23 protein-coding genes, 1 tRNA gene and 1 pseudogene are annotated in these 23,823 nt (G+C 72.5%); 22 read left to right on the forward strand and 3 right to left on the reverse strand.

From position 1 onward, the window contains the following. From ACZ66S_RS20220 to ACZ66S_RS20315, 20 genes and pseudogenes are all read left to right on the forward strand, one after another. A pseudogene (locus ACZ66S_RS20220) lies at positions 1 to 438 on the forward strand (NAD-dependent epimerase/dehydratase family protein); the annotation flags it as partial. A 347-nt stretch (positions 439 to 785) separates the two neighbouring features. Beyond that, the gene (locus tag ACZ66S_RS20225; protein WP_469902862.1) at positions 786 to 1,409 is read left to right on the forward strand and encodes a TetR family transcriptional regulator; all 624 of its coding nucleotides are present in this window, start codon (positions 786 to 788) and stop codon (positions 1,407 to 1,409) included. A 30-nt stretch (positions 1,410 to 1,439) separates the two neighbouring features. Next, entirely contained in the window at positions 1,440 to 2,201 is a 762-nt protein-coding gene (locus ACZ66S_RS20230; protein ID WP_469902863.1) for an SDR family NAD(P)-dependent oxidoreductase, read from the forward strand. A 71-nt stretch (positions 2,202 to 2,272) separates the two neighbouring features. Continuing rightward, entirely contained in the window at positions 2,273 to 3,079 is an 807-nt protein-coding gene (locus ACZ66S_RS20235; protein ID WP_469902864.1) for a carbon-nitrogen family hydrolase, read from the forward strand. A 263-nt stretch (positions 3,080 to 3,342) separates the two neighbouring features. Then, complete coding sequence (locus ACZ66S_RS20240) at positions 3,343 to 4,026, forward strand: hypothetical protein (protein WP_469902865.1); 684 nt, start codon at positions 3,343 to 3,345, stop codon at positions 4,024 to 4,026. After that, positions 4,023 to 4,226, forward strand: a complete 204-nt coding sequence (locus tag ACZ66S_RS20245) for a hypothetical protein (protein ID WP_469902866.1) — start codon at positions 4,023 to 4,025, stop codon at positions 4,224 to 4,226. The genes ACZ66S_RS20240 and ACZ66S_RS20245 overlap by 4 nt, the downstream gene beginning before the upstream one ends. Before the next feature lie 186 nt (positions 4,227 to 4,412). Beyond that, on the forward strand, positions 4,413 to 6,104 hold the full coding sequence (locus tag ACZ66S_RS20250; protein WP_469902867.1) for a GH3 family acyl-acid amido synthetase: 1,692 nt from the start codon (positions 4,413 to 4,415) through the stop codon (positions 6,102 to 6,104). A gap of 37 nt (positions 6,105 to 6,141) precedes the next feature. Further along, the gene (locus tag ACZ66S_RS20255) at positions 6,142 to 7,023 is read left to right on the forward strand and encodes an alpha/beta fold hydrolase (protein WP_469902868.1); all 882 of its coding nucleotides are present in this window, start codon (positions 6,142 to 6,144) and stop codon (positions 7,021 to 7,023) included. Continuing rightward, entirely contained in the window at positions 7,013 to 8,158 is a 1,146-nt protein-coding gene (locus tag ACZ66S_RS20260) for an enolase C-terminal domain-like protein (protein ID WP_469902869.1), read from the forward strand. Before ACZ66S_RS20255 ends, ACZ66S_RS20260 begins: the two co-directional genes overlap by 11 nt. Before the next feature lie 34 nt (positions 8,159 to 8,192). Further along, the gene (locus ACZ66S_RS20265; RefSeq protein WP_469902870.1) at positions 8,193 to 9,059 is read left to right on the forward strand and encodes an FAH family protein; all 867 of its coding nucleotides are present in this window, start codon (positions 8,193 to 8,195) and stop codon (positions 9,057 to 9,059) included. Beyond that, complete coding sequence (locus tag ACZ66S_RS20270) at positions 9,056 to 10,348, forward strand: hypothetical protein (protein ID WP_469902871.1); 1,293 nt, start codon at positions 9,056 to 9,058, stop codon at positions 10,346 to 10,348. Before ACZ66S_RS20265 ends, ACZ66S_RS20270 begins: the two co-directional genes overlap by 4 nt. A 154-nt stretch (positions 10,349 to 10,502) precedes the next feature. After that, positions 10,503 to 11,975 (forward strand): IS701 family transposase, encoded by a 1,473-nt coding sequence (locus ACZ66S_RS20275; protein ID WP_469902872.1) that lies wholly within the window; start codon positions 10,503 to 10,505, stop codon positions 11,973 to 11,975. Then, entirely contained in the window at positions 11,975 to 13,216 is a 1,242-nt protein-coding gene (locus ACZ66S_RS20280) for an MFS transporter (RefSeq protein ID WP_469902873.1), read from the forward strand. Before ACZ66S_RS20275 ends, ACZ66S_RS20280 begins: the two co-directional genes overlap by 1 nt. A 6-nt stretch (positions 13,217 to 13,222) precedes the next feature. Then, on the forward strand, positions 13,223 to 13,978 hold the full coding sequence (locus ACZ66S_RS20285; RefSeq protein WP_469902874.1) for an SDR family NAD(P)-dependent oxidoreductase: 756 nt from the start codon (positions 13,223 to 13,225) through the stop codon (positions 13,976 to 13,978). Between the two features lie 50 nt (positions 13,979 to 14,028). Continuing rightward, positions 14,029 to 14,331, forward strand: coding sequence for a YciI family protein (locus ACZ66S_RS20290; protein ID WP_469902875.1), 303 nt, complete (start codon positions 14,029 to 14,031; stop codon positions 14,329 to 14,331). An 83-nt stretch (positions 14,332 to 14,414) separates the two neighbouring features. After that, positions 14,415 to 15,815, forward strand: a complete 1,401-nt coding sequence (locus tag ACZ66S_RS20295) for an aminotransferase-like domain-containing protein (protein ID WP_469902876.1) — start codon at positions 14,415 to 14,417, stop codon at positions 15,813 to 15,815. Further along, positions 15,812 to 17,086, forward strand: coding sequence for an ATP-grasp domain-containing protein (locus tag ACZ66S_RS20300; RefSeq protein ID WP_469902877.1), 1,275 nt, complete (start codon positions 15,812 to 15,814; stop codon positions 17,084 to 17,086). The genes ACZ66S_RS20295 and ACZ66S_RS20300 overlap by 4 nt, the downstream gene beginning before the upstream one ends. A 49-nt stretch (positions 17,087 to 17,135) precedes the next feature. Further along, on the forward strand, positions 17,136 to 18,245 hold the full coding sequence (locus tag ACZ66S_RS20305) for an LLM class flavin-dependent oxidoreductase (protein WP_469902878.1): 1,110 nt from the start codon (positions 17,136 to 17,138) through the stop codon (positions 18,243 to 18,245). Between the two features lie 316 nt (positions 18,246 to 18,561). Next, positions 18,562 to 19,038 carry a flavin reductase family protein gene (locus ACZ66S_RS20310; protein ID WP_469902879.1) on the forward strand — a complete coding sequence of 159 codons (477 nt, stop codon included), beginning with the start codon at positions 18,562 to 18,564 and terminating at the stop codon, positions 19,036 to 19,038. A 344-nt stretch (positions 19,039 to 19,382) separates the two neighbouring features. Then, complete coding sequence (locus ACZ66S_RS20315; protein ID WP_469902880.1) at positions 19,383 to 20,357, forward strand: ScbA/BarX family gamma-butyrolactone biosynthesis protein; 975 nt, start codon at positions 19,383 to 19,385, stop codon at positions 20,355 to 20,357. 246 nt (positions 20,358 to 20,603) lie between these two features. Here ACZ66S_RS20315 and ACZ66S_RS20320 read toward each other — a convergent pair whose 3' ends face one another. Further along, positions 20,604 to 20,792 (reverse strand): hypothetical protein, encoded by a 189-nt coding sequence (locus ACZ66S_RS20320; protein WP_469902881.1) that lies wholly within the window; start codon positions 20,790 to 20,792, stop codon positions 20,604 to 20,606. 597 nt (positions 20,793 to 21,389) lie between these two features. Between ACZ66S_RS20320 and ACZ66S_RS20325 the strand changes: the two genes are divergently transcribed. Further along, complete coding sequence (locus ACZ66S_RS20325) at positions 21,390 to 21,962, forward strand: dihydrofolate reductase family protein (protein WP_469902882.1); 573 nt, start codon at positions 21,390 to 21,392, stop codon at positions 21,960 to 21,962. A gap of 266 nt (positions 21,963 to 22,228) precedes the next feature. Here the strand turns inward: ACZ66S_RS20325 and ACZ66S_RS20330 are convergent, their stop codons facing one another. Next, a complete protein-coding gene (locus ACZ66S_RS20330; RefSeq protein ID WP_469902883.1) occupies positions 22,229 to 22,705 on the reverse strand; it encodes a lamin tail domain-containing protein in 477 nt (158 codons plus the stop codon). A 529-nt stretch (positions 22,706 to 23,234) separates the two neighbouring features. Between ACZ66S_RS20330 and ACZ66S_RS20335 the strand changes: the two genes are divergently transcribed. Further along, positions 23,235 to 23,552, forward strand: a complete 318-nt coding sequence (locus tag ACZ66S_RS20335) for a hypothetical protein (RefSeq protein ID WP_469902884.1) — start codon at positions 23,235 to 23,237, stop codon at positions 23,550 to 23,552. A gap of 191 nt (positions 23,553 to 23,743) precedes the next feature. On the opposite strand, the gene ACZ66S_RS20340 is transcribed toward ACZ66S_RS20335, so the two are convergent. Beyond that, positions 23,744 to 23,817 (reverse strand) — tRNA-Pro (locus ACZ66S_RS20340). Positions 23,818 to 23,823: the final 6 nt, after the last annotated feature.

Consider the following 23,823-nt stretch of genomic DNA (forward strand, 5'->3'; position numbering starts at 1 on the left):
GTGGTGCCCGGCCTCCGCGAACTGCTCCGGCGGGTCCCGGCCCGCTGGGACGGCGGGCGCGGGCAGCTCTCCCTGGTGGCCGTCGAGGACCTGGCGCGACTGGTCGCGTCCCTGGCCACCGCGCCGGACGCCGTGCCGTCCGGAACCTTCCACGCCGGCCATCCGGTGCCGGTGCGCAGCGGCGACCTCATGGCGAGACTCGCCGAACTGGACGTACTGCCCCCGGTCACCGACGAGTTGACCTGGGAGCAGTGCCTGGAGCGGTTCCGCCGGGCGCCCGGCCGGATCAGCGAGCGGCAGTTCGCCCTGCTGGCGCTCGACCACTGGTACCGGAGCGAGGAGATCTGGCGGCTCGCGGGCTGCGCGCCGGGCCCCGGACCGCTGGAGCGGCTGGCCGGGGCGGCACCCTGGTACCGGGCCCACCTCGCGGCCGCCTGACCGGCCCGCCGCGCCGCTCCGTACCTCTCCTGGCCGGCCCGCCGCGACGGCTCCGTACCCCTGTCGAAGTCCCTTGCGGATCGGCGCAGTTGTGCGGAAGCCGGGTGGAAACCGGGGAAGTCGCGTCCAACTTGGCCAAGTCGTCGCGGAGCCGGGCACGGGAGGTGTCCGCGCGGTGAACCGGCGGTACGTTCGCAGCACCGGGGCCGGCGGCCTCCCGTCATCCACAGCGGCGCGGGCGGACGGGAGGCCCACGACGGGCCCCCTCCTTGGGCACCCGGCGCGCAGCACCGCTGCCCGGGCGGCCCGTGGAGTCAGTTCCCGTGATGAATACCGAGGTCAGGCCCATGGTCAAGCAGGTGAGAGCGGAGCGCACCCGCCAGGCGCTGATCGCGGCGGCGGCCATCGAGTTCGACCGGCACGGATACGCCGGCACCTCGCTGTCCGCCGTGCACCGGGCCTGCGGGATGACGATGGGCGCGCTCACCTTCCACTTCCGCGCCAAGGCGGACCTGGCGAGCGCGGTCTGCCAGGAGGCCGAGGCCATCACCCGGGGCGCGCTGACCCGGCTCACCCCGATGGGCGCCCTGCTGCCGGTCGTGGAGTTCACCCTCGTCGTGGCCCGGCTGCTGGACGAGGAGGTCACCGTCCGGGCGGCGGCCCGGCTGACCCAGGAGCGGGCCGTCCCCTCCCGGTGGCACACCGTCTGGCGGGCCGTCCTGCGCGACCTGGTGGCCCTCGCCCCGCCGGGCCCCGACTGCGGGCCCCGGCCCGAGGAACTGGAGCTGCTCGCCGTCTACTTGACGGCCGGCGCCGAGGCGGCGCTGCGGGAGGGCCGCACCGGCAAGGAGGTGCTCGCCCAACTGGAGTGCCTGTGGGCCCTGGTGCTCGTCACCGGCTCACCGCTGGGCGCCGACGAGTGCCCGGCGGTCGCCGCACCCGTCCGCGACCCGTCCCGCCCCTCCCCCTGATCCGCACCCCTCCACGAAAAGGCTCGATCCATGACTCGACGCTGTGCGCTCGTCACCGGCGGCTCCCGGGGCATCGGGGCCGCCATCGCGACCGAACTCGCCGCCGCGGGGCACCGCGTGGCCGTGCACTGCCGTGCCGACTCCGCCGCCGCGAAGGACGTCCTCGACGCCCTGCCCGGCACCGGACACGTCCTGGTCACCGGCGACGTCGGCGCCCCCGGCGCGGCCCGGGAGATCATCGACGCCGCGGTCGCCGGGCTCGGCACGGTCGACGTGCTCGTCAACAACGCGGGCGTGTACGCCGAGCAGCCCGTCGCCACCACCTCGTACGAGGACTGGCAGGCCGACTGGCGCCGCCTGGTCGACGTCAACCTGCTGGGCCCCGCCGACCTGATCTGGTGCCTGGTCGACCATCTGCGGCACCGGATCCAGGGGCCGCAGGGCGCCTGTGTCGTCAACGTCGGCTCGCGAGGCGCCTATCGCGGCGAACCCGACGCCCCCGCCTACGGGGCGACCAAGGCCGCCCTGCACGCCCTGACCCAGTCGCTCGCCCAGTCCCTGGGACCGCTCGGCATCGCGGTGACCGCCGTGGCGCCGGGGTTCGTCCGCACCGACCTCACCGAACCCGTGCTCGTCGGAGCCGTCGAGGAGGAGGTGCGCAGCCAGAGCCCGCTCGGCAGGATCGCGGTGCCCTCGGACATCGCGGCCGCGGTGGCCTGGCTGAGCAGCGCCCGGGCCGAGTGGTGCAGCGGCGCCGTACTCGACGTCAACGGCGCCTCCCACCTGCGCTGACGACAGCCCCGCCGACCCGCCTGCCGACCGGACGTCCCACCGCCACGCCCCGACCACGAAACGGAGACCCCGTGCGCGTCTCAGTCCTCCAGATCGCCGTACGACCCGACGAACCGGCCGACGAGCGGCGTGCCCGCGTCTTCGAGCTGGTCCGCCGGCAGCACGACAGCGACCTGGTCGTGCTGCCGGAACTGTGGACCGTAGGGGCGTTCGCCTTCGACGTGTTCGCCGAGCACGCCGAGCCGCTGGACGGCCCCACCGCCCGCGAGATGAGCGCCGCCGCCGCCGCGGCACAGGTGTGGCTGCACGCCGGCTCCCTCGTCGAACGCGGCCCGGCGGACGAGCTGTACAACACCTCCCTGCTGTTCGGACCCGACGGCCGGCTCGCCCGCACGTACCGCAAGATCCACCGCTTCGGCTTCGACCGGGGCGAGGCCGCCCTGTTGGCCCGGGGCGACGAGACCGTCACCGCCGTGCTCGACGGGGACGGGACCGCGGGGCTCACGGCGGGCCTCGCCACCTGCTACGACCTGCGCTTCCCCGAGCAGTTCAGACTGCTGGTGGACGCCGGTGCCGAACTCCTCCTCGTCCCGGCCGGGTGGCCCGCGGCGCGCCGCGCCCACTGGTCGCTGCTGGCCCGCGCCCGTGCCGTGGAGTCACAGGCGTACGTCGTGGCCTGTGACACGGCCGGCACGCACGCCGGTGTGGAGCAGGCCGGCCACAGCGTGGTCGTCGACCCGTGGGGCGAGGTCGTCGCCGAGGCCGGACCCGGCGAGGAGACGCTCGTCGTCGACCTCGATCCGGCGCTCGTCACGAAGACCCGGGCCGAGTTCCCCGTCCTGCGCGACCGGGTGCTCGGTGTGCCGGTGCCCCGCTGACATGTGCCCCGAGACGGCAGATGCCGTCCGCCCCGCGACGGCCGGGCGGACGGCATCTGCCGTCCTCGTTCTCCCGCGCCGCATCTCTTCCGTCAGCCCCTTGCGCCCGTCGCAGCAGCCGTGTAACACTCTTTCGCGAGGCAGTCTGCCTTCTTCCAGGAGTCCTCGCAGTGCCGTAGCGCCGCCATCGAGCGGCGCTTTTTTGTTGCCCGGGTTCTCCTTTTCCTCCTGTTTCCACCGGAACTCCCGAAGGTGAGGCGACCATGGCCGTCCCGACGTCCCGACGCTCCCTCCCGGCGCAGTGCGCCTCCGACCGCTGTCACCGCGCGGCCCGCTCCGGGGTCCTGCGACGCAGGCCCGCGGAACCGGGTGCCCGGCTCTGCGGCCCGTGCCGACGGGCCCTGGCCGCCGACCTGGCCGCCCTGCCCGCCCTCCACCACGACAGCGAACAGCACCTGGTGCTCCCCGCCCGGCAGGGCGGCCTCGCCCGGGTCACCGGCCACCGTCCGGACCCCCCGCCCGTGAGCGAGACGGCGCTGGAGGCCCGGCACGACGCCGTCGTCCAACTGGCGTCCTGGGCCCGGCTGGTGCTGGACGCGACCGGGGACGGGCAGCCGCCGGAGCGGACCGTGCCCGCGCTGGCAGCCTTCCTCGGCCGGCACGTCGGCCTGCTGGCCGCCCACCCCGCCGCGGGCCCGGCGGCCGACGAGATCGCCCGCGTGGCCACCGCCCTGCGCCTCGTGGTCGCCCCGCCGAAACCCGGCCTCGTCCCGCTCGGCACCTGCGTCGAACCGGGCTGCGAGGCCGAGGTGACGCTGCCCGAGCGGGGCGGCGAGGGCCTGGTGCTGCGCGGACCGATGTGCGGCGCCGGACACGTCCTGACGCCACGTCAGTGGCTTCTGCTGAACCGACGCCAGTCGATGTCCGAGGTCAAGGAGACGGCATGAACAGCGCACACCCCGCCCCCGGCAGGCGCGTCCCCACCGCCCTCGCGGCACTCGCCCTCGACGTCCGCGAGGGCACGATCCGCCAGTGGGCCCGCCGCGGCAAGCTCACCCGTTACGGGACGCGCCGCCAGGCGCTGTACGACCTGAACGAGCTGGCCGCGCTCGTGGCCGGCGAGAGCGCCCCGGCGCGCGACGCCTGACGAGCGGCCCTCCCGCACCCGCACCTCACCCACCCGCACCTCCGCACCCGCACCTCACCCACCCGCACCTCCGCACCCGCACCTCACCCACTCCATCCACCACCCCACCGTCCGGCCACCGCCGCGCGGTGCCGACCCATGCCCGAAAACGGGCCGTCGGCACGGTTTTCCCGAGGAGAGACAGCAGTGGACACAGCCCAGACCCCCCAGCTTCCGCAGACGTCCCCGTGGCAGCAGCACTGGCAGACCCGGCGCGACCCCTTCGTCGACGAGTGCCTGCGGGCCCGGCAGAACCTGCTCGCCGACCTGAAGGACCCGGCGGCCGCCCAGGCCCGCGTCCTCGACGACCTCATCGACATCGGCGCGGCCTCCCTGCACTGGAAGGAGAAGGGGTACGACGTGATCGCCGCCGACCCGGACGGCTTCCGGTCGGTCCTGCCGGTCATGCGCTACAACGACTTCGTCGAGGAGATCGACCGGGAGACCCGCACCAAGGGCGGCATCCTCTCGTGCAGCCCCGTGCTGCGCTGGCTCAAGACCAGCGGCACGACCGGCACCCCCAAGCGGGTCCCGTACACGCTGCACTGGCTGCTGACGTACCGGATCCCCGCGATGAAGGCCATGTGGGGCACCTGCCTGGAGCTCCACCCCGAGATCCTCGCGCACCCCTGGGCCACCCTGGACACCCAGACCGTCCGCGAGGACGTCTTCGACTTCGTGCACGGGGTCGAGCACCAGGCCATCAGCAACCGGCACCCGCAGCTCAACAGCCGGGACTGGAACCCGCCGTGGTACGAGTCCCCCTGGTTCGGCCCCGACGCGCCCACCGGTCACGCCGGGCGGATGTACCACCGGGTGCGCAACCTCGTCGGCAAGGACCTGCACTACATCTCGGCCATCAACCCCAGCACCCTGGTCTCGCTGCGCGACCTGATCGCGGAGCACGGCGCCGAGCTGGTGCGCGACCTGCGCGCGGGCACCCTGCACGGCAGGCCGTGGACCGACCCCGACGAGCGGGCCGCCGCCCACCTCGAACGCGTGCTGGCCGAGGGCGACTTCAGCCTCGTCGACGTCTGGCCGTCCCTGACCCTGTATAGCTGCTGGCTGTCCGCCTCCGCCGAGCTGTACCGGCCGCGGCTGGACGCCGTCCTGCCCGGCGTCGCCAAGCTGCCGTTCATGAGCTGCGGGACCGAGGGCGTCACCACGATCCCCGTGGACGACACCCTGGAGAGCCAGCCGCTCGCCGTCAGCCAGGCGTACTTCGAGTTCGTCCCCGCCGACGTGCCGCTGGGCGCGCTCCTGGACGCCGGCGAGACGGTCGAGACGCTGCTGTACGACCAGGTGGAAGCGGGCCGCGACTACCACCTGATCATGTCCCAGGGAAACGGCCTGTACCGGCTGTGGACCGGGGACATCTACCGCGTGGACCGGATCGTGGACGGTACGCCCTGGATCCACTTCACCCACCGCGACGGCGTCTTCCACTCCTTCACCGGCGAGAAGATCACCGAGGGCCAGGTCACCCAGGCCATCCGCCAGGGCCTCGCGGCCTGCGGTCTGGACACCGGGCTGTACATGTGCGGCCCGCGCTGGGACGAGCTGCCGTCCTACACCGTCGTCGTCGAAGTGCCGCAGCCCGGCGTGGAGTTGGACCGGGAACTGTCCGGCGCGATCGACCGTGAGCTGTCCGTCATCAACATCGAGTACGCCTCGAAGCGGGACAGCGGACGCCTCGCGGGACTGCGGGTGCGCACGGTGGCGCAGGGCGCGATCGCCGCGTACGTCGAGTCCCGGCGTCAGCAGGGCAACGCCACCCAGTACAAGTACAAGCCCTTCCAGCAGGACGTCGACTTCGTCGACGCCCTCGTCACCGACTGAGCCGCCCCAACCACCCTTTCGACAAGGAGAGTTCACTGTGATCGAGACCATCAGGCCCCCGCAGAACATCCGCCGCGAGATCGTCGACGTGCCGTGCGGCGACACCCAGCTCGCCCTGCACGTGTGGCGGCCGGAGCGGATCAAGGGAGCCGTCTTCTACTTCCACGGACTCCAGAGCCACGCCGGGTGGCTGTGGGAAGTGGGCCCGCGCTTCGCCGACAACGACATCGCGTTCTTCGTCCTCGACCGGCGCGGCAGCGGCATCAGCCCCGGCCCGCGGGGCGAGATACCCGACGCCGACACCGTCCTCGGCGACTACGCGCAGGCCCTCGCGTCCGTCCGGGCGATGATCGGCGACACCGTACCCCTGTCCCTGTTCGGGCACTGCCTCGGCGGGTCCTTCATGGCGGCCCTGATGTGCCACGAGGGCTTCACCACCTCGTACGACGCGGCCGTGTTCTGCTCCTCCTGGCTCGGCCGGATGCACGCCACCCTCGACGCGGACACCCGCGAGGCGATCGCGGCCGACCGCAGCGAGCAGTGGTGGGACGCGGGTCTGCGGGCCGGCGACTTCACCGACGAGGTCAAGTACCAGCACTTCATCGACCACGACGACCTGGCCGTACGGCAGTTGACGCGCCGGTCGCGGGCCGTGCTGCTCGACCTGGAGGAGCGCTATCTGACCGGCGGGCCCACCATCGCGCCGGTGCCCGCCGCCACCTTCGTCTCCGGGATCACCGACCCGATCGTCGACCTCGACGCCGCCCAGTCCGTCTTCCAGGACCTGGTCGCCGGGCGCGGGGCGCTCATGCGGTTCCCCACCGACCGGCACTACCTCTTCTACACCGACGTCAGCGACGACCTGGTCGACTGGACGTCGACGTACACCCTGCTCCAGGGGGTGAACCGTGGCGTCTGAGGCCGGGCGGGCCCGGCTGTACCACGTCGAACTGCCGATGCGGACGCCGTTCGACCACCCCGCCGCCCGCCGGCGCACCTCCGACAGCCTGGTCCTGAGCCTCACCGCCGGGGGAGTGACGGGACTCGGCGAGTGCGCGCCGCGCTCGTACGTCACCGGTGAGACCACCGCGAGCGTGCGCGGCGCGCTGGAACAGACCGACCTCGACGCCCTGTTCGCCCGGCTGACCGGGCACCCGCCCGAGGAGACACTGGAGTCGCTGCACCGGGACGGCTTCGCCGCTGTCTTCGGTGTCGACGGGGGCAACAACCTGCTCTGCCTGCTGGAGACCGCGGTCCTCGACTGGCTGGGCCGCGCGCTCGGGGCGGGCGCGCGGGACCTGCTGCCGCCCGGACCGGCCGCCGGGGCGGAGTCCCCGTCGCGCCTTCCCGTCTCCCAGGTGCTCGATCTCAGCCTGGACGCCGAGGAGTTCCTCGCCACCCGCGGTCCCTTCCACTTCGTGAAGATCAAGGCCTCGGACGACGTCGAGCACGACGCCCGGACCGTGCGCACCCTCCGCGACAAACTCGGCGACGACGTCCCCGTCATGGTCGACGCCAACATGAGCTGGACCCCGGCCGACGCGGTCGGCCACGCCCGCCGACTGCGCGAGGCGGGCGTCGACTACGTGGAGGAGCCGCTGCCCAAGGGCTCCTGGGAGGCACTGCGCGTGCTGCGCCGGGACGGCGGGGTGCGGGTCATGCTGGACGAGTCGGTGTGCACGGCCCGGGACGCCCGGACGGCGGTCGAGTCCGGGGCCTGCGACGCGTTCAACATCCGCGTCTCCAAGAACGGCGGCCCGCTGCCGGCCGCCGGGCTCGTCGCGTACGCCCGGGAGAACGGGATCCGCTACCAGTTCGGCGTCCAGGTCGCCGAGGTCGGCCCCCTCATCAACGCGGGCCGGGCCCTCGCCTTCGCCCACCCGGACGCGCTCACCGTCGAGGCCGGGCAGTCCGACCGCTTCTTCCCGCAGATGATCGTCGCCCCGCCGCCTGCCGTCGACCGGGACACCAACACCCTTCGCCCCGCGGGCGGCACCGGCTGGGGCATGGACCTCGCCCGGCACGCCGAGCGCTGGGCCGTACGGGACCTGTGACCACCTCTCTCATGCCGGAAAGGCAGGAACTCCCATGACCGTACTGTTCGAATGCACCTACCGGGGTCGCCGTCACGTCGGGCTCGGTCTGCCCCGGGACGGCGAGCCGCTGCGCCTCGTCCCGCTCGGCGACCGCAACCTGGCCGACCTGTTGCTCGCCGGTGACGAGCTCGCCGACGCCGAGACGGTGACCGTCCCCGCCGGCGAGGTGACCCTGCGGCCGCCGCTGCTGCCCGAACACCCCGGCGGCGCGATGGTCGGCGGCTTCATGCAGACCCACAACGTCAAGGTGGACGCGGACACCCCGGCCCAGCCGAACTGGTTCCTCAAGGGCCTCGGCGACGTGCTGAAACTGCCCGGACAGGAGCTGCGCGCCCCCGTCGGGTCGGTCGCGCTGACCGAGGAGGCGGAGGTCGTCCTCGTCCACGTCACCGACGCGGCGGGCCGACCCCGGTACGTCGGCTACACCTTCGGCAACGACCTCACCGACATCGGCCGCTTCCGGCGCCACCGCGGCCACCTGTCCTACGCCAAGCTCTGCGACGCGGCCGTCGCGCCCTGGCTGTTCCTGGGCGAACCCCCCCGGCACGTCACCGGGCACGTGACGATCGAGCGGGACGGCGGGCCGTGCTGGCGGGGCGAGTTCACCACCGGCACCAAGGCCCTGCACTACGGCCTCGACGACATCATGTCCGAGCTGTTCTCGTACGACGTCCTGGGCGTCCCGGGCCGGGTGCACTACGTCTACCTCGGCGCCGACCGCAGCAGCTTCCACGACGGCTTCCGCATCGCCGACGGCGACCGGGTCACCCTGGACTTCGCGAGCCACGGGGTGACGGTGTCCAACACCGTGCGCTGTGCGTCGCCGGCGCTCTCGGCCGGCGCGCCCGAGGGATCATGAGCGCGGAGCAGGCAGAGCGCCGACTCAGCACCACGGAGGCCGAGTTCGCCTGGACCCACGCCCTCATGCCGGGCAGCGGCCGGCTCACCACCTCGTTCACCGTCCGGGGCACGTTCGCACCGGAGCGGGTCGAGCGGGCGGTGCGGCGGTGGCTCGGCCGGCTCCCGCTGCTGTCGCTGCGGATCACCGGCGCGGACGGCGGGCTGTGCTTCCGGCCGGGGACGCCGGCCGGCACGGACTCCTCCCGCACGGCACCGGCCGGTACGGACGGCGGGGTGGCGGGGGAGCGGCTGTGGCGGCTGCGGGCCGGACCGGGACCGGGCGGCACGACGCTCTTCCGCCTCACCCTCCACCCCGCGATCTGCGACGGGTACTCCGTCGGCCGGCTCGTACGGCCGCTGCTGGACGCCCTGTTCGACACCCCGGGCCCCGACGCCGCCGACCGCGCGACGGAGGCCCTGCCGCCCGACACCGACGAGCTCACCTACGAGGGCGGCGGGTGCGGGTGCGGGGCCTGCGGGGCCGGGGCGATGCGCGGGGGACGGCGGACGGCGGTGCGGCACCGGGACGGGCACGACCGCGGACACGGTGACCGGCGTACGCCCGGAGCCGCGGCGCCCGGGGTCGTGGCGCCCGAGCCGGGGACGCCCGGTGTCGTGACGCTCGCGCTGACGCCGTACGAGAGCCGTCGGCTGCGCGAGTGGTGCGGGGCCGGGCGGGTGACGGTGGGCGGGTTCCTCACGACCGTCCTGGCGGACGCGCTCGCCCGGGAGACCGGACGGCCGGAGGTCACCGTGGTCACCGCGATGTCCCTGCGCCGCCGGTACGCCGAGCGGACGCTGATCGCCGAACCGGGCTGTGTGCTGGGCCTGGTGAGGGCTCGGCTGGGTGCCGGGGCGGCGGTCGGTGACCCGCTGGACCGGGCGCGGGAGGACGCGGCGGTGCTGTGCTCGGCCGCGCGGACCTGGCGGCCCGAACGCCGGGCGCACACCGGCATCCGGCACGCCGTCGAGCGGACGGCGAAGGCCCGTGGACCGGAGGTGCGGGTCGTCGACGCCGGTTCGGTGGACACCGCGCTCGGCCCGCACGCGGCGCGGATCACGGGACTGCGTACGGTCGCGGCCCGCGGGGCCGGCGGCGGGCCAGGGAGCTCCCTGTACCTGTCCTCCTTCAAGGGCGCGCTGACCGTGGCCGTCGCCTCGCGGGGACTCGGTGCGGGCTGGGCGGCCCGGGCGGAGCGGGAGCTGGGCGAGGCGGCGCTGCTGCGGCCGGCCTTCTCCCCTTTGTGAAAACCGCAGGTGACAGCGGTGCGTGCGGTCGGACTCGGCAAAGTCGTACTCGGTGGGGCACTCCCGTCTTGAAAACAAAGAGTTCGTTCTCTATTTTTTTGGGGCGGGCTCCGAACCGGCGGAGTCCGCCCAGTCAGAGAGAGGGGGACGCGACATGGTGAGGGCGCTTTCCACGGTGGCCCCCGGGCCCGCCGCGCCGCGAGTCCGGACCGGCTCCCCGGACCACTCCGCCCACCCGGCACACCCCGCCCACGACGCCTTCGACGCCTTCGTCGCGGAGATCTTCGAGCGGCTGCCCCGCGCCGACCAGCGCCGATGGGCCCACGTCTACACACGGGGCCTGCTGACCACGCCCGGCCGCAAGACCGTACGGCGGCTCGCGGCCACCGTCTCCGACTCGGCCACGGCGGCCCAGGCCCTGCACCAGTTCGTCAACGCCAGCCCCTGGGACTGGGAACCGGTCCGCGCCCGCCTGGCCGACTGGGTGGTCCGCAGGTCCGGCCCCCGCGCCCTGCTGCTCGGCACGGCGGTGCTGCCCAAGCGCGGTGACCGCTCCTGCGGGGTGCACCGCCGTTTCGTCCCGCAGGAGGGCCGTACCGTCAACTGCCAGGTCGGCATCGGCGCGTTCCTCGCCGGGGACCGGGCCACGGTCCCCGTCGACTGGCGGCTGCTGCTGCCCGGAGCGTGGTCCGCGGACCCGCTGCTGCGTGACCGGGCGCGCGTTCCCGAGGACACCGCCGGCACCCAGGACTCGGCCGTCGCCCAGGCGCTGGACCTGGTCGACGGGGTCGACCTGACGCGTTCCGGACCCGGTACGGACGGCGTGCCGGTCGTCGCCGACCTGGTCGGGTTCGCGGACACCACCGCGCTGGTCGCCGGGCTCGTGGCCCGGGGACGCCGCTTCGTGGTGGCCGTGGCCGGCGACCTGGCGGTGCTGACGGACGGGGTTGTGCCGGCGGGGGCGGCGTCCGGAGTGTCCGGTGGGCTCGGTGCCTCCGGCAAGGCCGGGGTGTGGCCCGGGATCGCAGGTCCGGGCGGGGCGGGCAGGTCGGCCGGTGCTCCCCGGGCCATGTCCGTGTCTGCGCCCACGCGGGCCGGTGGCGCCACAGCCGTACGGACCGGAACCGGGACTCTGCCCCTGCGGGCCGGCCGCGCCGGTACCGGCGGTGGGCGCGTGCGGGAGCTCCTCACCGCTCACGACGCCCGGCTGCCGGGCGGGCTCCCGGTGGCGCCCGTGGTACCGGTCCGCCTCCCCGGCGTGCCCGTTCCCCTGCGGCTGACCGTGGAGCGCCGGCCGGACGAGGCCGGTGGCGACCGGTTCTGGCTCACCGACCTCGTGGACCGGCCCGCCCGGGAGACACAGGCCCTCGCCCGACTGCACACCGGCGCCGCCGACACCGTGGAACGGCTGGCCGACGACTTCGGGCTGCGGGCCTTCGAAGGGCGTTCGTACCCCGGCTGGCACCACCACATGACCCTGGTCTCCGCCGCCTTCGCCTACGGCGCCCTGGGCCGCACCGGCGCACCCCCCACCCACCCCTCCCGCGCCTCGCGCGGACCCCAGCCCGGCCGGCCGCCACGCCGGGCGCGGACCCTGACGACACCGACACGAACGGGATGCTCCTGATGGCCCTCCCCAAGGCGTTCTGGCTGCTGTGGTGCGGCCAGACCGTCAGCCGGCTCGGCACGCTCGCCCCCGCCTTCCTCGTCCTCTACCTGGAGCAGAACGACCTCGTCGCACCCGGCACGACCCCGCTCGTCGTCGGCCTCTTCGGCGCCGGAGTGGTGCTTTCCGGGCTGGTGGGAGGGGCGGTCGCCGATCTGATCGGCCCGCGCCGCACCATCGTGGCGGCCCAGCCGTTCACCGCCGCCATGGCGCTGCTGTTCGCCGTCGCCGACAACGTGGCGGCGCTGTGCGCACTGTCGTTGATCACCGGGTTCCTGTCGGCCGTCGACCGGCCCGCCGGGGCCGGACTGATCTCCGCGATCGTGCCCCAGGAGCAGTTCTCGAAGGCGTACAGCCTCTTCCTGGTGGGCTTCAACATCGGCATGTCGCTCAGCCCGGTGCTCTCCGGGTTCCTGCTCGAAGTCAGCCCCGGAGCCCTCTTCGTCGTCTGGGCGGTCTCCAGCCTGATGTACGCGGCCCTGGTGTTCGCGGTGCCCGCCGACCCCCCGACCCGGGCCGCCGACCGGCCCGCCGGGGCCGCGGCCGCCCTCGGATCGGCCGCGCGCGGCATCGCCGAACCCTTCCGCACCCCGGTCCTGCTCGCCTTCCTGCTGCTGACGTTCCTGCTGGCCTGCATCTACCTCCAGGTCAACTCCGCGCTCCCGCTGGACATGCGGGACAGCGGGCTCACCGCGGGGGGCATCGGGTTCGTCCTCGCCGTCAACGCGGTGCTGTCCGTCCTGCTGCTGCCGCTGGTGCCCCGGCTCGTCGGCGGACTGCGCGCGCACGTCCCGCTCGTCATGGCCGCCGCCTTCATGGCCGTCGGCTTCGGCGCCAACGTCCTGGCCGACGACATGGTCTCCTTCACCCTTGCCACCGTCGTGTGGACGCTCGGCGAGGTGCTGTGGGCCCCCATGTCCGCGACCTTCATCGCCGACCGGGCGCCCGCCGGACGCAGCGGCTCCTACCAGGGCTCCTACTTCTTCGCCTGGAACGCGGCCTTCGTCGTCGGCAGCCCCGCCGGCCTCGCCCTCGCCCACGCCCACGGCTACGGGGCGCTGTGGCTGTCCGTGCTCGGCCTCGGCTGCGCGGTGGTGCTCGGCTTCGCCCTGCTGCCACGGCTCGCGGGCTTCACGAAGGCCCCCGCCGTCCCGACCGACCACCTCGACACCGCTGAAGAACTGACCCGAGAGACAAGGTGAACCGGCATGTCCGCACCCACCCCCCGCACCGCCCTGCTGATCGGCGCCGCCGGAGGCATCCTCAGGGAGACCTCGCGCGAACTCGCCGAACAGGGCCACACCCTCGTCCTGTTCGACCGCGACGCGGCGGCCGTGCACCGGCTCGCCGAGGAACTGGGCCGGATCACCAAGGTCGAGGCGGTCGTCGGTGACATCACCGACATCCCGTCCGCGGAACGCCAGTTGACCGACATCGTCGAGCGGTTCGCCCCGTCGATCCTGGTCAACGGCGTCGGCGGCGACACCCGGGTGATCGGCTACGCCGACCTGACCACGGACCACTTCGACCGGACGTTCCTGGAGAACGTCGTCAGCAGTTGGATCGCGGTCAAGGTGTGCGCCCCGCGGATGGCCGCCGACGGCTACGGCCGCATCGTCAACTTCGCCTCGGCGGGCGGCCGTACCTACAGCCACTTCAACAACGCCGCGTACGTCGCCGCGAAGGCCGCCGTGATCGGCATGACCAAGCAGATGGCGTACGAGCTGGCCGGCACCGGAGTGGTGGCCAACGTCGTCGCGCACGGCCCGATCGCCACCGACCGGGTGGCCGGCGCCTTCGAACGCCGTACCGAGGAGTCCAAGAAGGACGTCATGTCCCGTCTGCCCATGGGGCGTTACGGCACGGTCGCCGAGGCCGTCGGCAGCGTGCTGCACCTGTGCTCCGAGAGCGCCGGCTACTCGACCGGCTCCGTCATCGACATCAACGGCGGCCTCTACATGTGAGCCCGCCCCCGACGCCGTCCCCGATCCGCACCCCGCCCCAGGAGGCACCCATGGCGAAGTTCGTCGTCGAACTCGAGTACAACGTCGACCGCGCGGGCCGGGAGCCCCTGCACCGCGCCCACACCGACTACCTGCGCACCCTCACCGACAGCGGTGTGCTCCTGCTCGCCGGCCCGCTCCAGGACACCAACGGCGGCCTGCTGGTCTACGAGGCCGAGGACCGCGAGCGCCTCCAGGAGATCCTCGCCGCGGAGCCCTACGTCCAGGGCGGCATCGTCTGCCACGTCCGCGTCCGCCAGTGGGCCCCCGGCAAGGGCACGTGGATCGCCGCGCTCGAGCCCTCGGCGGCCTGACCCCGCCCACACCCGGCTTCTCATCACCCGCGCATTCCCCGCCCGTGAACTCCCCGCCCGTGAACCGGAAGGATCCAACTGACGTGTCCACTACGCCAGTCCGGCAGGACACCGCCCTGCCCCGTGAAGCGCTGCACGCCGGCATCGTCGATCCCGACATGGACTCCATGCGCCTGCTCAGCGAGACGGCCATGCGGTTCCCCGAGGCCCTGTCGTTCTCCTCGGGAGCGCCCCACGACGGCACCCACGACCTCGCGAAGCTCTCGTACCACGTCGACCGGTACATCAGGCACCTGCGGCAGCGGGGTGTGCCCGAACAGCGCATCACCCGGCTGCACTTCCAGTACGGACCCGTCAACGGGTTCATCCAGGAAGAGGTCGTCCGCATGCTCGCCCGGGACGAGGACATCGATGTCGAACCCGAAGCCATCATGATCACGCACGGCTTCCAGGAGGCCGCGCTGGTCGCCCTGCGCGGGCTGTTCCGCTCGCCCGACGACGTGCTGCTGTCCGTGTCCCCGGCCTATGTCGGCATCCGCGGCGCCGCCCGCATGCTCGACATCCCGGTCAAGGGCATCACCGAGGGCCCCGACGGCCTGGAGCCCGAGGCCGTGGCCGCCGCCGTACGGGCCGTGCGGGCCGAGGGCAAGCGCCCCGCCGCGCTCTACCTGGTCCCCGACTTCTCCAACCCCTCGGGCACGGTCGTCCCGCTGGAGGCGCGCAGGCGACTGCTCGCGCTGGCCGCCGAGGAGGGCTTCACCATCCTGGAGGACAACCCGTACGGGCTGTTCGCGAGCGACGAGGAGCGGCTGCCCACGCTGAAGTCGCTGGACACCCGCGGTGACGTCGTCTACCTGGGCTCCTTCGCCAAGTCCGCGTTCCCCGGCGCCCGCCTCGGCTACCTGGTCGGTGACCGCGAGGTCGTCGGCGAGGACGGCGTGCGCCGCACCCTCGCCCAGGAACTCTCCAAGGCCAAGGCCATGTTCACGGTCGGCTCGTCCTCGCTGTCCCAGGCGGCGATCGGCGGCATCCTCGTCGACGCCGACCACGACCTGCGCTCCGCCACCCGCGATCTCGCCGCGGTCTACCAGGAACGGCTCGCCGCCACCCTCGACGCCCTCGCCGAGCACTTCCCGCCCGAGCGGTACGCCGAGCACGGGGTGCGCTGGAACCGCCCGCGCGGCGGGTTCTTCCTGGTCGTCGAGGTGCCCTTCGAGGCCGACCTGGTCGCCATGGAACGCTCCGCGCGCGACTACGCGGTGAGCTGGGCGCCGATGAGCATGTTCCACCTGGAGGGCGGCGGCGAACGCGCCCTGCGCCTCGGCTTCAGCAACCTCACCCCGGCCGCGATCCGCGAGGGCATCGGCCGTCTGGCCCGCTTCATCAGGGCCGAGTCGGCGGCCGGCCCGGTCCTGGAGGTCGAGCCCGCGGCCCTGCCGACGTCCCTGCCCGAGTTCGTGTCCGCATCGGAGGCCCACGCATGAGCACCGCGTCCCCCGCACCCGGCCCGCGCCGCGTCGCCGTCGTCGTCGACGGCTACTCCGCCGGCAACTTCTACCCCGCCGCGTTCGCCGCGTACGACACGGCCGTCGTCCACGTCCAGAGCACCCCGGAGCTGATCCCGGCGATGGCCCCGCCGGATCTCACCGCGTACGACGACACCCTCACCGCCACCGACGAGGCCGAGCTCGTCGAGGTGCTGCGCGGCCTCGACCCGGTGTGCGTGATCGCCGGCCAGGAGTCGTCCGTGCCGCTCGCCGACCGGCTGAGCGAGGCGGTCGGCGTCCCGTCCAACGGCTCGGCGCTGTCCGCGGCCCGCCGGGACAAGTACGAGATGACCGAGACCCTGCGGCGGGCCGGTGTGCGCTGCGCACGGCAGTTCAAGACCGACGACCCGGAGGCCGCGGTGGCCTGGGCCGAGGACCAGGGCAGCTTCCCGGTGGTCGTCAAGCCGCTCAGCTCGGCCGCCTCCGACGGCGTCGTCGTCTGCGCCGGGCCCGACGAGGTCCGCGCCGCCGCCCACGCGGTCCTCGACGCCCCGAACATGTTCGGCGTCGCCAACACCGAGATCCTCGTGCAGTCCTACCTCAAGGGCACCGAGTACATCGTCGACACCGTCAGCGGCGGCGGCGAGCGCTATGTGTGCGGGGTCTGGGAGTACGAGAAGACGCTGCTGCCGTCCGGCAAGAACATCTACAACCGCGACCTGCTCGCCGACCCGGACGGCAACCCGGTCGTCGCCGCGCTCACCGCGTACGTCGACGAGGTCCTCGCCGCACTCAACGTCGCCTGGGGACCGGCCCACGCCGAGGTCATCGTCACCGACGAGGGTCCCGTCCTGGTCGAGATCGGCACCCGCCTCAACGGCAACATCAGCGCCCCCTTCCACGACGTGTGCCTGGGCCACAACCAGGCGGCGCTCACCGCGCAGGCGTACACCCGCCCCGAGGAGTTCCGGGCGCGGTACGGCGGCCGTACGTACACCCGGCTCCAGCCGGCGGTCGTCTACAACACCCCGACCGAGCTCGACGGTGTCGTGGAGTCCGTCGACGAGACGGCGGTGGCGGAGATCCGCTCCCTGGAGAGCGTCTTCTCCGCGACGGTCAAGCTCGCCCCCGGCGCCCGGATCAGCCCCACCGTGGACCTGCTGACCACCCCCCTGCGGGTCTACCTCACGGCACCGGACGAGCCGACGCTCACGGCCGGCTACGAGAAGGTCCGCGCCCTGAAGGACGCGGTGTACCGCGTCGCCTGAAGCCCGCCCCCCTCTCTTCCCTTCCCTCATCTCTCTCAGGAGGCTCATCGTGCACAGCCGTATCGGTCTGTTCCTGTCCCCCGTCCACGAGACCGGTCAGGACCCGAACCTGGCGATACGCCGGAACCTGGACCTCGTCGAGTACGTCGACGACCTCAACTTCGACGAGGCGTGGTTCGGTGAGCACCACACACTGGGCTGGGGCCTGGTCGGCGCGCCCGAGACCCTGATCGCCGCCGCCTCGCAGCGCACCCGCCAGATCAAGCTGGCCCACGGCGTCGTACCCCTGTCCGGCCACCACCCCTTCCACGTGGCGAGCCGCGCCGTCCACCTCGACCACCTGACCCGCGGCCGGTACATCCTGGGCGTCGGCCCCGGCGTGCCCTTCGACGCGAAGATGTTCGGCCTGGAGCAGCCCGTGCAGCGCCGCCGCCTGGAGGAGGCACTGCCGACGGTCCTCGAACTCGTCAACGGCGAGGAGCGGATCACCCAGCAGACCGACTGGTTCGACCTGCGCGATGCCAAGCTCCAGCTCCCGCGCTTCTCCCCGCAGGGCATCGAGGTGGCCGTGGCGACCTCGGGCACCTCGCAGTCCAGCCCGCGCCTGATCGGCCAGTACGGCCTCAGCATGACGTCCTTCGCCCTGCCCTTCGCCCTGCTGACCCCGGGCGCGCCCGCCCACATCAACCTCGCCCACCAGTGGAAGTACGCGGAGGAGGCGGCCGCCGAGCACGGCCGGACCCTCGACCGCGCCAAGTGGCGCATCGCCCTTCCGGTGCATGTGGCCGAGACCCGGGAGGAGGCCTACGCGGACGTCCGCGAGGGCTACGACCGCTGGCTGTTCGAGTACTTCGGCAAGGCGGCCGGCCGCGAGGTCCTCAGCCCGGACGTACCCCGGGAGCGGGCACTGGAGGCCCGGGTCGAGGCCGGGGGCGCGCTCGTCGGCTCCGTGGACGACGTGGTCGCCGGCATCGAGCGACTTCAGGAGATCACCGGCGGCTTCGGCACCCTGCTCGTGTACGTCGCCGACTGGACGTCCTGGGAGAAGACCAACCGCAGCATGGAACTGCTGGCCCGCTATGTCTCACCGCGCCTCACGGGGTCGGCGGCGCGGCCGCAGGAGGCGGTGGACTTCGCGATCGCGAGCCGTAAGGGGTAGGCGGGGTTGGGGGCGGAGGTCGGGAGGGCGGGTCCGTGGGGCCGGGGACTGGTGGTCCGCGGGCCGGGGCCGGGGCCGGGGGAGTCCGGGCCGGGGCCGGTCGGAGGACGCGATGGACCTGGCGATCGTTGGTCACCTACGGCTGCCTCGCGCAGAGCTCCCCGATACCCCAACACCCCGGCTATTCGCACCCCCTGCCACCCGACCCCCACCCCACCCCCCACTCCACTTCATGTCACGTCACTCCATGTCACGTCACGCGCGTCGGGTCGGTGCCCTGACCCGGCCGGGCGTCCCGTCCGAACGGAAAGAACTCATGCTGGAGCAACGCTCGTTCCGCGACATACTCGGCCGGTTCACCACCGGAGTGGTGCTGATCACGGCCGACACCGCCGACGGCCCCAAGGGCATGGCGGTCAACTCCTTCACCTCCGTCTCCCTGACCCCGCCGCTGGTCGCCCTGTGCGCCGCGGACACCTCCTCCACCTGGCCGGCCATCCGCGAGACCGGACACTTCGCCGTGACGATTCTTGGCGACGGACACGCGGAACTGTGCAGGCTGTTCAGCACGAAGGGCGCCGACCGGTTCGCCGGCGACGGCTGGTCGAAGACCCGGGCCGGACACCCGATCCCGACCGACGGACTGGGCTGGCTGGACTGCCGTATCAGCACACTGCACCGGGCGGGCGACCACGAACTGGTCATCGCCGAGGCCCTGGAGGGCGCCGTGACGGACCAGGCGGGACCACTGGTCTTCCACGCGGGCCGCTTCACGGCACTGGCGGCGGCCTGAGGACCGTCGAAGCGGGCCCGGTCGTGAGGTGGAGGCCAAAGAAGAACCGCTGACAGCCCCGACTCCGACAAGACCCCAGCCCCACCTCACACCCCCCTCCACCTGCTTCCCCTGCCTGCTTTCCTCTTCCTCCTCTGCCTTCCTTCTCTGCCTTCCTTCTTCCGCCCGTCGCTGCTCGTAGCCGCCCGACGCCACCGGCCCGGCCCGCTCCACCGGCCCGAAGCCACCGCCGCCTTCGGTCCGGTCCGGCAGGACCCGGCCGTCCTCGCCCGGCCCGGTCCGCCCGGCACCCGTACCGGTTCCACCGCGCCTCCGCGTCGACGCCCATGAGAAAGGCAACCCGCGTGTCCCCCATCGACCCCGCACCCATACCCACCCTTCCCCTCCCACCGGACGCCGGCGTCAGGGCCGAACTCGACACGGGCCTGAACTTCGTCCGGACGGCACCGCGCCACCTCGTGGCCCGCAGCGCGGTGGCCGAGGTACTGATCACGGACTGGCGGCAACTGGGCCCCGACACGTTCCGCCTGGGCGCGCAGTGGCCACGCGGCCACCACTTCTACGCACCGATCGCCGGCACCTGGTACGACCCGTTGCTGGCGGCGGAGTCACTGCGCCAGGCATCCGTCCTGGTAGGGCAGACGTATTACGGAGTCCCAGCGGATCACCGTGTCACCCTCACCGAACTGGAGTTCGAGGTAGTTCCGGGCGCCTTGCTGCTGGGCTCCCGCCCGGCGGAGATGCGCCTGGAATTCGCGGCCACGGAAGTGCGACGGAGAGGCGGCACCGTCAGCGCCCTCACCCTGGAGGCGGATCTGCTGCGCGGAGGGGACTTCGCCGGGGCGGGCCGCCTGACCGTGAGGGTGTCGGACCGCCGCGACCCCGCCGCTGGGGAGGGCGGCGGGTACCCGCCCCTGCCGGAACCGGTCCCGCCGGCGATCGTGGGCCGCCTGGACGAACACGACGTGGTGCTGGGCGTCCCGAGCTCACCGGCCGACCGCCGGGGCCTGTCCTGGGAGCTGCGGATCGACCCGGGCCACCCGGTTCTCTTCGACCACCCGACGACGGACGTCCCCGGCATGGTCCTCCTGGAGGCCGCCCGCCAGGCCATCCAGGCAGCCTGCGCCCCGTACCGGGTCCTCCCCGTTGAAGTGCGCAGCGCCTTCCACCACCCCGTGGCCCTGGCCACCCCCTGCCACATCTCAGCAACCCGCCTTCCCACCCACGACGCCACAGAGTCCCCAGCCCTCCGCGTCACGGCCTGGCAGTCAGACCGCCTCGCCTTCGACAGCCTGGTGGTGGCAACGGTGTGCGGCTGACCTTCCCCTCAGGGGCCCGGTCCGAAACGGATCAGGCCCCTGAACCGAGCTCATTGCCAGTGGCCTCGTCCCAGGGCCGGGCGGTCCAAGACCCGGACTGATCCCAGGAGCCGAGGCGCGTCACTACAACACACCGTGAGCGAGCCTGGCCAACTGGACTGGGCACGGCGGCTGCCGGGGCGAACGACGCGATGCTCATCTGGCTGGACTGAGCGCTACGGCCGCGGTGTCCCGCCCTGGCGGCATCTACCGCTTCTGGGCCCGGTAGCGCTTCATCAGCTCAGTGATCCTCGCGTGGTCCGCACGACCATTGAGTTCGCTCAGGAGGTCATCAGGGCACAACGCGTAGAGCTCACCCCACCAACGCCGCCCCCGGTTGTCCCAGACCCGATAACCACCGGGCACACCCCGGGCAACGTAACGCCTCCTGCTCACCTTCCCAATCCAAATGCATCCCTCCGCTCGGGACTCCCCACTCGAGCAAACTCACCTGGAGCCTCCGCACAGTGAGCGGATCACTTCCTGCGACGCCTGCCGGCACGCTTCTTGAGTTCGGCTTGGCCACGCTTCGTCCAGTCACCCTGATGCAGGTAGCAACGTGCCGTCCCCTTAAGCGTCTTGTTCTGACAACGCCTCCCGGCCGCCGTCGGCCAACCGCACTTCCCTTGCTTCCACTCACCCACGGTGTACCCCTCCCGTTGGTTCGCTTCATGTCCGGGCCTCCAGCGTCGGACACACAGCGGATGCCGAGCAGGGCGCGGAGGCGGCGAAGTCATTCGATGAGGGCGCACGCGGTCCGTACGTCGGGTGATAGACGGCGTGGGGTATGTCCTGTGGCGCCCGCCGCGCCCCCCACCAGAGGACAGATCCGGCCCGTTCCTCCGCTGGCGACGAATGGGCGATGTGTAAGTTGAAAATGCCTGGTCATCGGGGTTGGTCTCGGTGGGTGGCCGGCAGCCCGATGAGTAACGCCGACCCGCCAGGTCTACACACATCGAAACCAGTTCTGGAGGAAGCCCACAGGAGGTCGAAGTGTCCAGATCAGTGCTCGACATGTCGGTGTCACTCGACGGGTACATCGCAGACACCGACGATTTCCTCGGCGGCGATGACGGCGAGCGGCTGCACAAGTGGGCCGACCCTGACGGGGAGACCGGCCGGCCGTCCGGGCCGGCTGCGCAATTCCAGGACGAATGGAATGCGGCCGGTGCGGTGCTCGCGGGACGGCGGACTGCCGAGCTCATGGATCACTGGGGTGGCGACCACGGCGGTCTCCCGATCTTCGTGCCCAGCCACCGCCCGCCCGGGCCTGCCGCTCGCTGGGGTTATCCACTGGTGACGTACGTGACCGATGGGATCGAGAGCGCGATGGCACAGGCCAAGGCTGCAGCCGGCGGCAAGGACGTACAGGTGCGTGGCGCGTACACGGCGCAACGGGCGCTCGAGGCCGGGGTGCTGGATGAGGTGCAGATCCATCAGATCCCGGTGCTCCTCGGACGTGGCCGTCGCCTGTTCGACGTGTTGCCGTCAGAGATCGAGTTGGAGATCGTCCAGGTGATCGACACTCCGCAGGCCACCCACATCCGCTACCGCGTCCGCCCGTGACGAGCACGAGCACGCGATCAACTCCAAGTTGCAGAAGCCTCTTCGTAGTCGTCAAGACCTGGTCCAGGCCCTGGCCGGAGTGGCGGGGCGGCGACCTGGACAGCTTGAGAGGCTCAGGTGACTGAGCGCGGCCGCGGCCCTGACCGGTAAGCCGGTCAGGGCCACAGCCGTATTTGTGAGAGCGAGGAGCGTCCGCGGGGCTCAGCGCGTGGCCCGGCAGGCCGGACCGGCCGGACCACGCCCTACGCCCTCGCCGTCACGAGGGGTCAGTGGTGGTGGCGGCCACCGTCGCGGTGGTGGCGGCCGCCCCAGGAGGCGTCGTCGACGAAGCGGCCGTGGTCGTTGCGCAGGGTGGCGGTGTCGGAGTGGTTGTCCCACACGTAGTTGTGGCGGTCCATGTACAGGTCGCTGTCGGTGTCGCGGCCCTCGCCGGTGTGGATGCGGACGGTGGCGCGGCCGTCGAGGCGGTAGTGGTTGAAGGTGTAGGTGCGGCCGTCCCCGTTCTTCAGGGTCCAGCCGTCGAGGTTGACGGTGCGGCGCGTGGTGTTGGTGAGCTCCACCCACTCCTTGTTCAGCGAACGCCGCGAGCGGTCCTCGGGGCCGGGCGAGTCGTACTGGACCGCGCTGATCTCCACCTTCGGCCGCTCGGGCCGGGCGTGGTCGGCCGCCGACGCCGGCAGCGCCACCGCCCCGACGATCGCGGCGGCCGCGAGAGCGGCGGCGGACAGACGACGGGCGGTCACCGTGGAAGAAGACACAAGGCCCCCAGGCTGTACGGGCACCCGGCCGTCCTCGGCCCCGACCCTATGGCCGGGCGGAACGGGCTGGTGCGGTGTGCGGGTTGCGGCCGGCTTGGCCGCGCACTCACACCATGGCCACCACGTGCGGGTTGTGAACCCGATACGGGCGCTCCGTTACCGTTCGCCCATGTTGTCGTGACTCTCGCCTGTAACGTCCATTCATGCGCCGTATGCGCGAAGTTGACGCCCCACCACACGAACCCTCCGTACAGGCCCTGGCCGCCCGCCGCGATCGCCAGGACGCGCCACCCCAGCAGCCGCACCGCCCGCCACCCGAAAGTGCGTAACAGCCCCCCGACGCCAATCCCCTACGGCGGCTGGGCACGCGCGGCCCGCGTGCTGCTGTGTTGGTCGGAGAAGACGATGAGCCGCCGATGACGCCGTCGGCGTGATGTCATCCGGAAGCCGCAACCGCCGACGGACATGGAGGGCTCTCCCTACGCACATCCACCCGCTGCTGGAGGAGACGGACATGACCATCGCTCTGGAACACCACACGGCGCAGACCTTCGTCGACCCCTACGCCGCCGACCCGGCACAGGCCCCCTGGCCTCCGGTCGCCGCCTCAGCAGGTCCGGACATGGACTACCTGCTCCCGCCGCCCAACCCCTCCGAGCGCCTCAGCACGCTCATCGCCCCCCGCGACCAGCGCCGCCTGGCCCTGCACGCCGCGCTGACCACTGCCGGCATCCCCCCACGCCCCGAGGACCGCGAGGCCATCAACCAACTCAGCGCCCTGCCCGCCGGCATCAACACCACCCTGCAACGCTGGCTGAACCACACCCCATGAGGCTTCGTGTCCCTGCTCTACGGCCGAAGCATCCCGCTGGAGGAAATCCTCCGGCTCGCTCGTCGAGCACTCCGGTACGGCGTTCACCGGGCAGGTCCACCGGAAGCAGATTCGATCCGACGCGTCAGTCACGCAGAAACAGGTGAGGCACCTAGGAACGTTCCTAGGTGCCTCACCTGCTGTTTCGGCTGTCGGGGTGGCGGGATTTGAACCCACGACCTCTTCGTCCCGAACGAAGCGCGCTGCCAAGCTGCGCTACACCCCGATCGTC

It is taken from the genome of Streptomyces sp. NPDC107471, from assembly GCF_055582845.1.